This window comes from Ruegeria sp. BF7, assembly GCF_056538605.1.
The window spans coordinates 15,594-30,218 of sequence record NZ_JBQFTM010000008.1 but is presented as its reverse complement, the minus strand read 5'-3'; the positions used below and the strand labels follow the sequence as shown (position 1 = coordinate 30,218).

General features: G+C 55.3%; 11 protein-coding genes and 1 pseudogene. 10 read left to right on the top strand and 2 right to left on the bottom strand.

Annotation, left to right across the window (positions count from 1 at the left end; translation table 11 throughout):
* The first annotated feature begins 67 nt into the window (after positions 1-67).
* Together ACR0IK_RS15950 and ACR0IK_RS15945 are read left to right on the top strand one after the other, a co-directional pair.
* Positions 68-3,694, top strand: coding sequence for a hydantoinase B/oxoprolinase family protein (locus ACR0IK_RS15950; RefSeq protein ID WP_480642203.1), 3,627 nt, complete (start codon positions 68-70; stop codon positions 3,692-3,694).
* On the top strand, positions 3,691-5,097 hold the full coding sequence (locus ACR0IK_RS15945; protein ID WP_480642202.1) for a Glu/Leu/Phe/Val family dehydrogenase: 1,407 nt from the start codon (positions 3,691-3,693) through the stop codon (positions 5,095-5,097). Before ACR0IK_RS15950 ends, ACR0IK_RS15945 begins: the two co-directional genes overlap by 4 nt.
* 81 nt (positions 5,098-5,178) lie before the next feature.
* On the opposite strand, the gene ACR0IK_RS15940 is transcribed toward ACR0IK_RS15945, so the two are convergent.
* The gene (locus ACR0IK_RS15940; protein WP_480642312.1) at positions 5,179-5,658 is read right to left on the bottom strand and encodes a GNAT family N-acetyltransferase; all 480 of its coding nucleotides are present in this window, start codon (positions 5,656-5,658) and stop codon (positions 5,179-5,181) included.
* Between ACR0IK_RS15940 and ACR0IK_RS15935 the strand changes: the two are divergent.
* The 6 genes and pseudogenes from ACR0IK_RS15935 to ACR0IK_RS15910 form a co-directional block, all read left to right on the top strand.
* A pseudogene (locus ACR0IK_RS15935) lies at positions 5,633-5,725 on the top strand (IS6 family transposase); the annotation flags it as partial. The gene ACR0IK_RS15940 and the pseudogene ACR0IK_RS15935 sit on opposite strands and share 26 nt — an antisense overlap.
* A 364-nt stretch (positions 5,726-6,089) precedes the next feature.
* On the top strand, positions 6,090-6,710 hold the full coding sequence (locus ACR0IK_RS15930) for a glutathione S-transferase family protein (RefSeq protein ID WP_480594609.1): 621 nt from the start codon (positions 6,090-6,092) through the stop codon (positions 6,708-6,710).
* Between the two features lie 36 nt (positions 6,711-6,746).
* On the top strand, positions 6,747-7,415 hold the full coding sequence (locus ACR0IK_RS15925; protein ID WP_480594608.1) for a cupin domain-containing protein: 669 nt from the start codon (positions 6,747-6,749) through the stop codon (positions 7,413-7,415).
* A 3-nt stretch (positions 7,416-7,418) separates the two neighbouring features.
* Positions 7,419-8,102, top strand: coding sequence for an SDR family NAD(P)-dependent oxidoreductase (locus ACR0IK_RS15920; protein WP_480594607.1), 684 nt, complete (start codon positions 7,419-7,421; stop codon positions 8,100-8,102).
* A gap of 3 nt (positions 8,103-8,105) precedes the next feature.
* A complete protein-coding gene (locus tag ACR0IK_RS15915) occupies positions 8,106-9,167 on the top strand; it encodes a flavin monoamine oxidase family protein (protein WP_480642200.1) in 1,062 nt (353 codons plus the stop codon).
* Positions 9,168-9,173: 6 nt separating this feature from the next.
* Positions 9,174-9,737 (top strand): TetR/AcrR family transcriptional regulator, encoded by a 564-nt coding sequence (locus ACR0IK_RS15910; RefSeq protein WP_480642199.1) that lies wholly within the window; start codon positions 9,174-9,176, stop codon positions 9,735-9,737.
* Positions 9,738-11,042: 1,305 nt separating this feature from the next.
* Here ACR0IK_RS15910 and ACR0IK_RS15905 read toward each other — a convergent pair.
* Entirely contained in the window at positions 11,043-11,969 is a 927-nt protein-coding gene (locus ACR0IK_RS15905; RefSeq protein WP_480642198.1) for a LysR substrate-binding domain-containing protein, read from the bottom strand.
* A gap of 111 nt (positions 11,970-12,080) precedes the next feature.
* Here ACR0IK_RS15905 and ACR0IK_RS15900 point away from each other — a divergent pair, with 111 nt between their 5' ends.
* Both ACR0IK_RS15900 and ACR0IK_RS15895 read left to right on the top strand, forming a co-directional pair.
* Positions 12,081-12,737 (top strand): pyroglutamyl-peptidase I, encoded by a 657-nt coding sequence (locus ACR0IK_RS15900; RefSeq protein ID WP_480642197.1) that lies wholly within the window; start codon positions 12,081-12,083, stop codon positions 12,735-12,737.
* Positions 12,738-12,748: 11 nt separating this feature from the next.
* Entirely contained in the window at positions 12,749-14,614 is a 1,866-nt protein-coding gene (locus tag ACR0IK_RS15895; protein ID WP_480642196.1) for an ABC transporter ATP-binding protein, read from the top strand.
* The last annotated feature ends 11 nt before the right edge of the window (positions 14,615-14,625 follow it).

Here is a 14,625-nt window from a genome sequence, read left to right as displayed (position 1 = left end):
TGACGTGCCAATCCTGACATGTGCATCTGTCAGGAACTCGCTACCGCAAACCCAGGGAGAGACTTCGATGAATTCAAACGATAACAGAGCGTTATGGCAGTTCTGGGTGGACCGTGGCGGCACATTTACCGATATTGTTGCGCGTAAACCTGACGGTTCACTGCAATCGCATAAGTTGTTGTCAGAGAATCCAGAACGCTACAAAGATGCAGCTGTTCAAGGGATTCGCGAGCTTCTGGAACTGGAATCTGACGACGAGATTCCCGGTGGCATCATTGAGGCCGTAAAAATGGGGACCACGGTTGCCACCAATGCGCTGCTTGAGCGTAAGGGTGATCGAACAGTTTTACTGATCACCAAAGGAATGCGTGATCTGCTTCGGATCGGCTACCAGAACCGACCCAAGCTTTTCGATCTGGAAATCGTGCTCCCTGAGCTTCTCTATGATGAGGTGATCGAAGTCGAAGAACGGCTGGATGCGGATGGCACCATCGCGACGCCGTTGAATTTGTCACAGGTGCGAACGGCGCTTAGCGCCGCATATGGCAAAGGCTTCCGCTCTGTGGCCGTCGCCTTGATGCATGGGTATCGCTTTCCCGAACATGAAAAGAAAATCGGTGATATGGCGAAACAACAAGGTTTCAGCCAGGTCTCACTCAGCCATGAAGTCAGTCCGCTGATCAAGCTGGTTTCCCGCGGCGACACTACAGTTGTGGATGCATATCTGTCCCCCGTCCTGCGCCGGTATGTCGAACAGGTCAGCGACACCTTAGGAGCCGGTCGAGGTGGCTGCAACTCGTTGATGTTCATGCAGTCGAATGGCGGCCTGACTGATGCGGGTCTGTTCCAGGGCAAGGACGCCATTCTATCGGGACCCGCCGGAGGTGTCGTCGGTATGGTGCGCACCGCGGAAGAGGCAGGCTTTGACAAACTGATAGGCTTTGACATGGGCGGCACCTCGACGGACGTTTGTCACTATGCAGGTGAATACGAGCGGTCGTTTGAGACAGAAGTTGCTGGCGTGCGAATGCGTGCCCCTATGATGAGCATTCATACGGTTGCTGCTGGCGGAGGATCGATCCTCAGTTTCCGACAAGGCCGGATGCAGGTCGGGCCGGAAAGTGCCGGTGCCAACCCCGGACCTTCCAGCTACCGTCGTGGCGGACCTTTGACAGTTACCGATTGCAACGTTCTGCTTGGAAAAATTCAGCCGAGTCAATTCCCAAGCGTGTTCGGCCCGGAGGGAAACGAACCGTTGGATGTGGCAGCGGCCCGTACCAAGTTCGAAGAGCTTGCAGCCCAGATTTCGGTCGAGATCGGCGAAGCGCCCAAAACACCAGAAGAGCTGGCCGAAGGCTATCTGCGCATCGCAGTTGAGAATATGGCCAACGCGATCAAAAAGATCTCTGTGCAGCGTGGGTATGACGTCACCAAATACACCATGAACTGCTTTGGTGGGGCCGGTGGGCAACACGCGTGTCAAGTTGCCGATGTGCTTGGTATGGAAAGCATTTACATTCACCCCTTCGCGGGCGTTCTGTCCGCCTTTGGGATGGGGTTGGCCGATATCCGGGCAATCCGCGAGCATCAGTTCGCCAGCTCGATTGCCGACCATGTGAAGGCCGGGAAAGTACTCGCCGGCCTTGGTGCAGCCGCACGAGACGAAGTGCTGCAGCAGGGCATTGACCCTTCGAAAATTAAGCTGATGTATACCGCACAAATTCGCACCCCTGGCTCACATCAGACGTTGCTGGTTTCGTTTGGCGATCAAGAAACGATGCAAGCTGCGTTCAATGACGCCCACCAACAACGCTTTGGGTTCGTGCCTGTATATGATGATCTGGTCATTGATCTTTTGACGGCCGAAGCTGTTGGTGCAACCGGTGAAAGTGTGGCCCCGTCGCAGAACGGCACGACTGAATTCGGGAACCATACCGCCCGCATGTTTACCAAGGGCGCGTGGCAGGATGTGCCACTGGTCATGCGAGAGACAATCCAGCCTGGTGATAGGGTATCCGGTCCAGCAATTATCGTTGAGCCAACCGGCACCAATGTTCTGGAGCCGGGTTGGAATGCCGAAGGTCTTGCAGGTGGGGGGGTGATCTTGCGCCGTGTCGAAGCCATCAGCCGAGAAGAAGCCATCGGCACGAGCGTCGATCCAGTGATGCTGGAAGTGTTCAATAACCTGTTCATGTCGATTGCCGATCAGATGGGCGCGACGCTTGCCAACACTGCCTACTCTGTGAATATCAAGGAGCGTTTTGACTTTTCTTGCGCAATTTTCGACGCCAATGGCGACTTAGTCGCCAATGCGCCGCACGTTCCGGTTCACCTGGGCTCTATGTCTGAAAGTGTACGGACGATCTTGCGTGAGAACGAAGGCAAAATCCGACCTGGCGACGTGTTTATGATGAACAACCCCTATAATGGGGGGACACATTTGCCCGATGTTACCGTGATCACTCCGGTTTTCGATGATCGCGGTGAGAAGATTATCTTCCTGACGGCGTCTCGCGGACACCATGCGGATATCGGTGGCAAGACACCCGGATCGGCACCGCCTGACAGTCGCCACATTGATGAAGAAGGTGTGCTGATCGATAACTTCCTGCTGGTCGAACGCGGTACGCTGCGTGAGGATGCGACGCGCGCGCTTCTAGCATCGGGACGTTATCCGTGCCGCAATATCAATGAGAACATGGCCGACCTGGCGGCACAGATCGCGGCCAATGCCACCGGCGCGATGGAGCTTGGCAAGATCACCCGTCAGTTTGGACTGGAAGTTGTGCAAGCCTATATGGGCCACGTGCAGGACAATGCCGAAGAAAGCGTGCGCCGGGTTCTGGATGTCCTGAAAGACTGCGAATTCACCTATCCGTTGGACAGCGGTGCGCAAATTGCTGTCAGTATCAAAGTCGACAAAGATACGCGCAGTGCCTTAGTCGACTTTGAAGGCACCTCATCGCAGGATCAGTTCAACTACAATGCTCCGTTTTCAATCTGCCGCGCGGTTGTCCTCTATGTTTTCCGGACGCTTGTTGGTGCAGACATCCCAATGAACGAGGGCTGCCTGAAGCCGATGGACATTCGCGCCCCAATAGGGTCGATGATCAACCCGAACTATCCGGCGGCTGTGATCTCGGGCAACACTGAGGTCAGCCAAGCTATCGCGGATACGCTTTTTGGTGCACTTGGGGTGATTGCCGGATCGCAAGGGACCATGAACAACTTCGTCTATGGCAACGCGCGCCTGCAAAACTACGAAACCATTTGTGGGGGTACTGGCGCCGGAGACGGCTTCGCCGGGGCTAGCGCGGTTCACAGCCATATGACCAATACCCGAATGACGGACCCAGAGGTTCTGGAAAGCCGTTTTCCCGTACGTATCGAAGAGTTCTCGATAAGGCAGGAATCTGGCGGCAATGGATACTGGCGGGGCGGCAACGGGATTACCCGCAAGCTTCGTTTCTTTGAAGAGATGACGGCAACCGTCTTGTCCTCACACCGGCAAGTTCCACCACATGGAACCGCGGGCGGGGAGCCTGGCAAATCTGGGGAGAACCATGTCGAACGCAAGGATGGAACCATTGTCCCTCTTCGCGGGAATGACGAAGCGCTGATGGCTCCGGGTGACATCTTTGTCATGAAAACCCCGGGCGGTGGTGGCTATGGACAAAAAGGCGCCACTAAATGAGCAGTTTCCTATCTGACGTTGGCGCGATGTTTGATTCGGCCGCTGGTTCGCTGGACCTTCCCGATGGTCTGGCCGAGAAAATCCGGGTCTGCAATGCCACCTACGTCACCCGTTTCGGGGTCCGGCTGAGAGGCAAAATGCACACCTTCACCGGCTGGCGTGCTGTGCATTCCACGCACAACAACCCAGCGAAGGGTGGTATTCGCTACTCTCTCCAGGCCGACCAGGAAGAGGTCGAAGCCCTGGCTGCGCTGATGACGTATAAATGTGCCTTGCTCGGCCTGCCGTTTGGTGGGTCGAAAGGCGCGTTGATGATCGACCCACGCGATTGGGAAGAGCACGAGTTGGAAAAAATCACCCGCCGGTTTGCGCAAGAACTGATCCGGCACGGTTTCCTGAATTCAGGTATGAATGTGCCGGCTCCTGACATGGGCACCAATGATCAAACCATGATGTGGATTGCGGACGAGTATCGTCGCCTCAAGCCGGATGACATCAACGGGATGGGTTGCGTGACCGGCAAACCACTTGGGGGCAATGGCATCGAGGGTCGAACCGAAGCCACCGGCCGTGGAGTCCAGTATGCAGTGCAGGTTTTCTTTGAGACGGCTATAGACGCTCAAAAAGCAGGATTTGGCGGCAATGATCTGGCTGGTCGGTCCGTTGTCGTACAGGGGCTTGGCAATGTTGGTTATCATGCCGCCAAGTTCCTATCCGAGGAAGACAAGTGTCGGGTCACGTCGGTTATCGAACGTGACGGTGTTATTCGCAACCCGAGAGGTCTCGACATCGAGCGCCTGAAATCACATGTCATCGAAACGGGTGGCGTTCAGGGATTTGAAGGTGGCCACTTTGATCACGACGGAACCAAAGCCCTGGAAGATGACTGCGACATTCTCATCCCCGCCGCGCTTGAACGTGTAATCCACAGCCGCAATGCCGGAGCAATTCAAGCACGCTTGATCGTCGAAGCCGCAAATGGCCCCGTAACCTATGAAGCAGACAAATCGCTGCGCGAGCGCGGCGTGGTTATCATCCCCGATCTCTTCGCCAATGCAGGCGGAGTTGCAGTCAGCTATTTTGAATGGGTCAAGAACCTGACCCACATCCCTTTTGGCCTGATGGAACGCCGCTATGACGAGAAGGGCCACCGCACTCTGGCCCGCTCGCTGGAGATGATGACGGGGCAGGCTTTTCCCAGGGAGGCCGAAGCCGAGTTCTTTCATGGTCGTCGCGAAATCGACCTGGTTCGGTCTGGTCTGGATGACATGATGCGGTCAACCTATGCAGAACTTTCGCGCGGTTGGAACAGCCCGAACGATCCTTCGACAGATCTGCGCACTGCCGCCTACAGCCTTGCAATCAATCGGATAGCCGAGGCCTACAGAGCCATCGGCATCTGACGTGGTGAGAGTGGTTTTCTCCAACCACTCTCATCTCAACAGTGTTCTCCGCGGTTACCACGGTTGGAGCCCGCAACGAACCTATGCCTTCGAAAGGCAGTAGGTGGCATGATCCACGTGCTTACCGCTAAGAAATCCGGCGCTGCGTTTGGTGCGTTTAAACACAAACCCCAGCCGTTCAGCTGAAGCGCGACTCTTTTGGTTCTCAATGGCAATACCAAGCGTCAACTGCTGGATTCCATCAGTTGCAAATACCAGCGCAATCAACTGCGAAACGCTGGCGATTATAAGTCCTTTGCCCTGTAAATCTCCTGCCGGCCAGTGACCGATCTCAGCCGATCCTTTTTCAGCATCAATCTCCTTCAGGCCAAGCACACCCAACAAACAGTTTTCGGCGAAAAGCCCAAAGTTGCAGGCCCGCGCATCGGCTTTATCCCGTTTGGAGTTCTGTATGAAGCTATAGGTGTCCGCCAGACAGGTCATGTGGGATACCCAGGGTAGCCAGAGACCAAGCTGAGCGCGGTTTGCATCCAGCAAAAGCGGGGCGATCACAGCTGGCATCAAAGGCATCAACAAAACGCTGAAGGGGATTGGTTGCCCGATCCCGATTGAGATGGTTGGGCGGAAATGCGACTTTGCACGTTCGCAGGAGGACTGAATTGATGCTTTATTACGAACCCGTACCAAGGGGCCCTGCTATCTCAATCGAACTATCGTGCCAGCTCGGGTTGAAAATTTTTTCAAGGAGATTGCAGCCGAGCGGAGAGTGCGTCGCCCAACCAGGTTTGGTGCCCCTGCCTATGGCGCAGACACCGATTCTATTGTGTCTAAGAACAAAATTGAAAAGTGTAACTTGGCCGGCGCAAATCAAGGATTTCGGCAGAAATACGCGAATTCCGCAGCTTTCTTTTTGGCAAGAAACGGAGTTGCAACAAAAACTACCTTCTGATAGGTAGTCTTTGAAAAACACGATTACTGACGGAGATGCACAAATGAAGATTTATGATACTGAAGGATTCCCAAACCCTGCCCGTATCCGTATCGCTTTGGCCGAAAAAGGCGTGACGGACAAAGTTGAGTTCATCCCTGTTGACGTAATGGGCGGCGAGCATCGCACGCCGGAATTCAAAGCCAAGAACCCTGATGCCGTTGTTCCTTGCCTCGAACTGGCTGATGGGTTCCACATCTCGCAGTGCAACGCGATCACCGAATACATTGACGGTGAATTCGAAGGCCCATCTTTGACCGGGAAAACTCCGAAAGAACGTGCCCGCATCTCGATGATGAACCTGCGTGCGGAGAACGGTTTGTTGAACGCAGTGGGCACCTATTTTCACCACGCCACACCCGGGCTGGGTCCCGATCTGGAGACCTATCAATGCGCGGAATGGGGCAAAAAGCAGAAAGAGGTTGCCGGTAACACAATGGCCTATCTTGACTCAGTTTTGGCTGAAAATGAGTATTTGGCTGGTGACAGTTTTTCGATGGCGGATATCACCGCTTTTGCCGGGTTGGCTTTCGCCGATTTCGCAAAAGTTGAAATTCCTGAGAGCCTGACCAACCTTCAGGCCTGGCGTGCTAAAGTTGCCGCGCGCCCATCCATCGCCGCCTGATCGAACTCTGCCATCTAAGTCGAAAGGATATCCCCCATGGAACTCAACTCGGACTTTTCCACCCGCGTCGTTGTTCACTCTGACCAGCTTGAGTGGCAGGCCTCGCCCATGAAGGGTGTGGACCGCCGCATGCTGGATCGAATTGGTGGCGAAGTCGCCCGCGCAACCACGATTGTGCGTTATGCACCGGGCAGTAAGTTTTCGGCCCATACCCACACGGGCGGTGAAGAATTCATCGTACTGGACGGTGTGTTTCAGGATGAGCACGGCGATTTTCCCGAAGGAACTTATGTGCGCAATCCGCCAACCACCCAGCATACACCCGGGTCGGAACCCGGCTGCACGATCTTCGTCAAACTCTGGCAGTTCGACATGGACGATCGCAACCAGTTCCGCAAAACCATGGCCGATGAACTAGCTGCACCGGTGAACGGCGTCGCCACTGCCACGCTGCACAAAGATGACCGCGAGGTTGTCACCTACAGCCATCTGGACGCCGGGGCTCAGATGACATCAAACGCTCCGGGCGGTATCGAGCTTCTGATGATCGGGGGATCGCTTACGTCGGGCGAGGACGTTTTGCAAAAGAATGACTGGCTGCGCCTGCCCGAAGGTGAGCCTTTAACCGCCATCGCCGGGCCGGAGGGCGCAAAGGTCTGGATGAAATCCGGGCATCTGCCATTTGCGCAACCACCGGCGGTATGACACATGGATACCTCTAAGTCTCTGGCGCTTGTCGCCGGTGCGGGGGCTGGCCTTGGCCAGTCTCTAGTCTCGCGGTTTCAGGCTGGCGGTATGACAGCCGTTGGCCTCGGGCGCACCCGGCCTGAAAATCCCGTTGGCAGCTTTCATGAACTTGATCTAAGCGACCCTGAGGCCGTCGGCCCGGTCATATCTGATCTGATCGCTACCTATGGCCCACCGAAAACTGTCGTTCACAATACGGCCGAACTGGTGATCGCACCCTTTCCCGAAACCACGTTGGAAGACTACCAGCGGACATGGACATCTATGGTGCAATCGCTTGTCATTCTAGGCCAATGCGTTTTGCAACCGATGGTGCGCGGCGGCGGTGGCACATTGATCGTGTCGGGGGCAACGGCGTCTCTGCGCGGTGGGCCGCGCTTTTCGGCCTTTGCATCGGCCAAGTTTGCTTTGCGTGGGCTAACGCAATCTCTGGCACGGGAATATCAGCCCGCAGGCGTGCATGTGGCCCATGTCATTCTGGACGGTATCATCGACACCCCCCGGTCGCGTGACATGCACAGCCTAGACGCGTCAAAAATGATGAAGCCTGACGAGATTGCCGAGGCGTATTGGCAACTGGCGCATCAACCGCAATCCACATGGACGCATGAGCTGGATCTACGCCCGGCCTCAGAAGGGTTCTGACCGGTGCAGACGCAGACTCTGATTATTGGTGCGGGGCTATCCGGGCTCAGCCTGGCAACGCAATTGGACGAGCAAGACCACGACTATCTGCTGGTAGAAGCACGGAACCGTCCGGGTGGGCGTGTCCTGACCGAGATGTTTGAGGGCGGCTATTTTGATATGGGTCCGGCCTGGTTCTGGCCCGGACAACCGCGCGTCGCTGCTCTGATAAAACGGTTCGGGCTGGATTGGTTTGAACAATACTCGACAGGGGCGTTTAGTTTTGAAGATGAATACAGCCATGTAGAACGCGGTCGTGGATGTGCCTCGATGCAGGGATCCTATCGTCTCAAAGGCGGTCTGAGCGCCCTCACGGATGCACTGACCGCCGAGCTGCCTGACAATCGCCTTCTGCTATCTACACCCATCACTGCATTGGAAAAGTCGGCTCACGGCATCAACGCAACCACTCAATCGGGGCAAAAGATCCTTGCGCAAGCAGTAGTGTTGGCCCTTCCGCCTCGCATCGCAAGCCGGATCGCGTTCTCGCCAGCTTTGACAAAAGAAACGCAAGCTGCCATGACCGGCATCGCGACATGGATGGCAGGTCAGGCCAAGGCCATGGCCATTTACGAATGGCCATTCTGGCGCACAGCCGGGCTGTCCGGTGACGCCAGGAGCCGTGTAGGACCGATGGTGGAAATCCACGACGCTTCACCTGCCGATGGCGGACCTTACGCGCTGTTCGGCTTCATTGGCATCAATTCAACAGCGCGCCAAGACGAACACCGCCTGCGGCAGGCCATCAAGGAGCAGCTTTCACGGCTGTTCGGCCCTGAAGCTGCAGAGCCAAAAGCACTTTTTGTCAAAGACTGGGCCTTTGACCCGTTCACCTCTATCGAAGAGGATCAACAGCCGCTATACGCTCATACGCAATATGGGCTGCCGCAGGCAATGACTCGCCTCTGGGATGGTCGACTGATCTTTGGGGGAACCGAGGTCGCGCGGCAGTTTGGAGGATACATCGAGGGTGCCCTTGAAGCCGCAGGCGAAGCGGTAGCCTTGGTCAAGACAGAAAAGGTTTGAACGCGCATGACGGTTGATACCAAAACTGCCTTGCTGGATGCCGCCGAACGTGCGGCGCGTGCGCGCGGAGTTGATGGATTCAGTTATGCCGATCTGGCCGAGGCTGTGGGTATTCGCAAAGCGTCAATCCACTATCACTTCCCAACGAAAGCCGCCCTTTCAGCAGCCCTCATGGATCGCTATCACACGACACTTGAAGCAGCGTGCGAGCGTATCCGGGTGGATTATGAAACCGGGGCTAAGCAACTACTAGCTCTGATCGCGCTGTACCGGGACGCTTCGAATGATGGCAAGACACTGTGCCTTTGTGTGTCCCTGATCAGCAGCAGAGAGAGCTTGTCCGACGAAGTCATAGAAAAGATCCGCAGATTCCGCGCCATGATGGTCAGCAAGATCGAAGCGATTCTGAAGCTTGGCCAAGCGGATAATTCGATATCTGGGATCACTGATCCTGCCGCCGAGGCAAGGGCCGTTCTCGCATTATTGGAAGGCGCGCATCTGACCGCACGCGCAGAGGAGAATGTTGAGACATTCGATGAAGCTCTGGGTGTCTTGAAGTCACGCTGTTGATGTTGTGCGAAACTCGGCAACTCAGCTGTCACTGTGCCCACAGTTCCCGGACGCAGACATACTCGAGGTGGAATATCGGGGTTTCGTGCCCTTAATGTTGGGATATCCACAACCGACCACGAAGTGATCGCGCATTAACTAGCCGTATGAAAAATGGGCCATTTGCCCAATTCACGTATGGCCGCAACACAGTTCTTCCACAGGATTTACCGTCCTAATTTGGGGGCACAATCCGTCAATTGATGACACAGTCCAGAAATTGAAGGCACAAGTGATTGTTTTGCTCAACTTTTTGAAGCGAGTTTCCAGCAATTATGGACACCGTGATACTCAGCTCGCGCAACGACTCGGTGGAAAAGTCGCGATGGTTGCACTTGCTCCCCGCATCGCTTTCATCCGCCATCGGACTTGGGTCGACGGCTCCGTATTTCAGCCCGGCGCCGCTTCGAACAAGGGAATTTGAGACATATGTAGACGCCAAAAACGCAAGAGGTAATTTGATGGGTCTTTAGCATCGGTTCGGGTACTGACATGTGTTCGGCCTATTTCGCGGCCTAAGTAAATGCCGCTGGCCCGTATGGTGTTGGCGGATTCGGGCGAACTCAAAACCACGTGCTCGAAGCTCTCTGTCGCAAGCTGGTTTTCCCGACCCGGTCTCACGACCCTTTTGCCGTACCGTCCATTGTCCTCTTCCGTTTCCGCCGCCGCGCAGCTGCACACGCTTTAGGCTTGGGCAGCCGGAGCCCGGTATCCCGGCGCGGCGATCGTCATTTTCGAGGATTTTTCTATGAGGCTGCCACCGTTATCCCGATCCGCAGTTAAGCCGATTGTGACTGGGACCTCAAACTCCGTGAGAAGAACGGCTATTACCGCGCGGCGTTTTCCGTCGCGCACAAGCTGGCCGTCACAATGCATGCCATACTCGAAACCGGCAGGTTCTTCGAACAAAGAGCCGAAACGGCAGCGGGACGATATCACGGCTCGCGTTTAGCGTATGATAACACTTTGACGTCCTCACCGAGACATGAGCAGAGCCATTCCGCTGAAGGTGTTGCACCGCTGGATCAGCTGATTGCGCCATCTACATTTGGAAGGCGCCCCTCGCAGAACTCTATCATGCGGTGACCGATGTTTACCGCGAAAACAACCTTGCACCCGGCAACCGTTATTCAAAACGCAAAGTAACTGGGTCTAGGCTGTGCGATTAGACAACACCTTCACAACCCAGTCCGGTTCGCGGATAAAGGGAACACGATTGTGTGGCACCTTGGGCGTGCAAGATGATCTAAAATGTCTCTTTCGGCACTAGCCCTGCTCAAGGCTTTCGGTTCCATCGGTGAATCGCGAAAACTTTGAAGCAGCGGTTTTCAGGACGTTGACAAAATCCTCCAGTAGCTTTGAGGAAGGCAACCCCTCGGGCCGAGCGATCGTATAGGAATACTCAATACTGGGTTCAAAGCGTCGGGTGACTACTCCGTTGGCACGCCAGGGACCAGCGCCAAAGGGTTCGATAATACCAATTGCCAAGTTCTCCGCGATCATTGAATAGCCGGTATGAGAGCTCTGGATGCCGATATCGGACTTGTATCGAACGCCAGCTTCGTCGAGCACAATATACGTATCGTCCCAATTGACCTGTTGCTCCGGCAATATCCGCAGCACGTTTTCGCCTTCCAAATCCTTAGGCCTGATCACGTCACGCATCGCCAGTGGATGTGTTTCGTGCATTGCGCAGACGTGAGCGGCTTTGATCAATAACTCTTTCTGCATGCCCGGTAAGTCTGGAAACCCATGCGCAATCCCAAGAGTCGCCTGATGCGTTTGGAGTTTGAGTGCAATCTGCGTAAATGAGCCGGTCTCGATCTGGAAAGCCACAGAGGGGTGAGATTCGCGGAATTTTTTGACCGCCATGGGAATGACACTGGTTGATAAGGCGGGTGTCGCACAGATTTTTAAGTCACTCGGCCGCTCCTCCCGAATTTGTTTCGCCGCGCCATCAAGCTCTTCGATGCCAATATAAAACCGTTCAACTCCATCGTAGAAACGAAGCGCTTCTGGCGTTGGAAACAAACGTCCCTTGGTACGTTCGAACAATTTGAAATCTAGGTAAATTTCGAGATCTGCAATCAATCGACTGACCGCCGGTTGGGTCACAGACATCAAGTTTGCAGCTTGGGCCGTGGTCCCGGACTGCATGACACTACGGAAGGCTTCAATTTGACGGTGTTTCACTGCGGAAATCTCGTGTATAATATTTCGGCATAGATCAATGTATTAATATGACTTGAGATTATCAAGGTCGTTCGTCCATGGTTTCTGAAACTGAAAACCAAGGAAGTACGAATGGCGCATCAGCCGAAGATATTGGTGGCGGGTTATGGTCCCTGGGCTAAGGCGGAAAACAACCCGGCGGCACAGACCGTGGAGGAGCTGCGCAAGCGTGTTTGGCATGATTGCGATCTGAGCCTGCACGTCCTTCCTGTGTGCAGCACGAGCCTGACAGATAATGTGAAAACACTTCTTGAAGAGCAGTGCCCGGACGCATGGCTTGGGCTCGGAGTTTCGGACGCAGGAATCATCGAGGCTGAAATGGTCGGCATCAATTGGCGACATTTCTCTGTTCCTGATGTGGCGGGCAAAAGCTATGAAAGAACCCCGATTATGACCTCTGGACCTGACGCCTACAACGCGACGCTTCCCAACGAAGAAATGGTCGATGCGATCAATAAAGCGGGTATACCTGCGGCGCTGTCCTTTCACGCGGGCACCCACCTTTGTAACCAGATGCTCTACACCACAGCGCATTTGGTTCACCAATGGGGCATGCCTACTTGGCACGGATTCATTCATGTGCCCCAGACCCCCGCAAACATCGCCATGACAAAACGCCGTGAGGCGAAAGTACCCTCGATGAGTTTGGCCATGATCACCGATGCCGTCGCGATCTGCATCGGTACGCTGAGCCATCAGCTCTCCACACAGCGATCGCTCTTCGTATAAGGATCACGGCAATGCCAGACAGCTCTACAAATGTCGCCCCTCTGCTTTCCGTTCGCGGTTTAACAGTCGAATTCGGCTATGGGGATTTCGCGGTTCGGGCTGTCGATGGCGTGTCCTTCGATCTTGAGCACAACAAAACCTTGGCCATCGTTGGTGAATCCGGTTCTGGCAAATCGATCTCATCGCTCGCGATCCTGGGACTGCTGCGACACATCGGAGGCCGTGTTCCAAAAGGCAAATTACTTTTCGGAAGTGAAACTCTGGGGCGGCGTGTGGACCTCGCCCAGCTTTCTGAGCGCGAGCTTCGCAAAATCCGCGGCAATGAAATCGCGATGATCTTCCAGGAACCTATGACGTCCCTGAACCCGGTGTTCACGATCGGAGGGCAAATGGGCGAGACGCTGGTCTTCCACCAGGGGTTGAGCAAACGCGATGCTCGCGCCAAGGCACTGGAGTTTCTGGACCTTGTGCGCTTGCCCAACGCCGCGCGCTTGCTGGACAGCTATCCGCACCAATTGTCCGGTGGTATGCGCCAACGTGTCATGATCGCCATGGCACTTTGCTGCCAGCCAAAAATCCTGATCGCGGACGAGCCGACAACGGCACTCGACGTGACCATTCAGGCACAAATTCTTCACATCATTCGTGAACTGCAGGCCGAGATGGGAACCTCCGTGATTTTCATCAGCCATGACATGGGGGTCGTCTCCGAGATGGCTGACAATGTTCTGGTGATGAAGGCCAGCAAGTTCGTCGAAACCGGATCGGTGGAAACCGTCTTGGGGACTCCGAAAGAAGCCTACACGCAGGCGCTATTGGCAGCGGTGCCGCGCATTGGCAGCATGACCGGCACCACGCGTCCGAAACTGTTTGACATTCCGGGTCGAACACCGATCCGCGACAAGACCCCGGCCAAGGCCGTGGATCGCAGCCAGCCATTGCTTGAGGTTGAAGACCTGACGACACGATATGACATCCGTGGCGGGCTCTTGAACCGCGTGACGCACCGAGTGCACGCGGCAGAGAAAATCTCATTCAAAATCTATCCCGGAGAAACACTTGCTCTGGTCGGGGAATCCGGCAGCGGCAAATCCACGGTCGGGAAAACCATTCAACAGCTGGTGGAACCGGTATCAGGCGCGATGCGGTACAACGGTCAGGACATCTTTTCTCTGCCAGCGGGACAGCGCAAATCGTTCCGCAAGCAAAGCCAATATGTCTTTCAGGACCCCTATGGCTCGCTGAATCCGCGCAAGACTGTCGGCGAAAGCCTAATTGAACCTGCGAAAGTCCACGGGTTGGTGTCATCCAAAGAGGAAGCCGAGGCGAAGATTGCAGATCTGCTGACCAAAGTCGATCTGCCCGCAGCCCATTCCACCCGATACCCGCATCAGTTCTCGGGTGGCCAGCGACAGCGTCTCTGCATTGCCCGCGCTCTGGCCTGCGACCCTAACCTGATCATTGCTGATGAGGCGGTCTCTGCGCTTGATGTGTCCGTGCAGGCGCAGGTTGTGAATCTCTTGATGCAGCTGCAGGCTGAACAGGGGTTATCCTACCTCTTCATCACCCATGACATGGCAGTGGTAGAACGGATCAGCCATCGCGTGGCAGTGATGTATCTGGGCCAGATCGTCGAGATCGGTAGCCGCCAGCAAATCTTTGAGAACCCTCAGCACCCCTATACGAAAAGGCTATTGTCCGCTGTTCCGGTTCTAAGTCCGGGTCACCGCCCCTCCCGGCCACCGTTGGAAGGGGAAATTCCAAGCGCAATGCGCCCTGTCGGCGACGGGCCGGCGCTTGTCGATCTTCAATCCGTCGAAGACGGCCATTTCTACGCTGCGCAATCCACCGAGGAAATGGGGGTATCGCTGCACTAGCCCGCCACCCA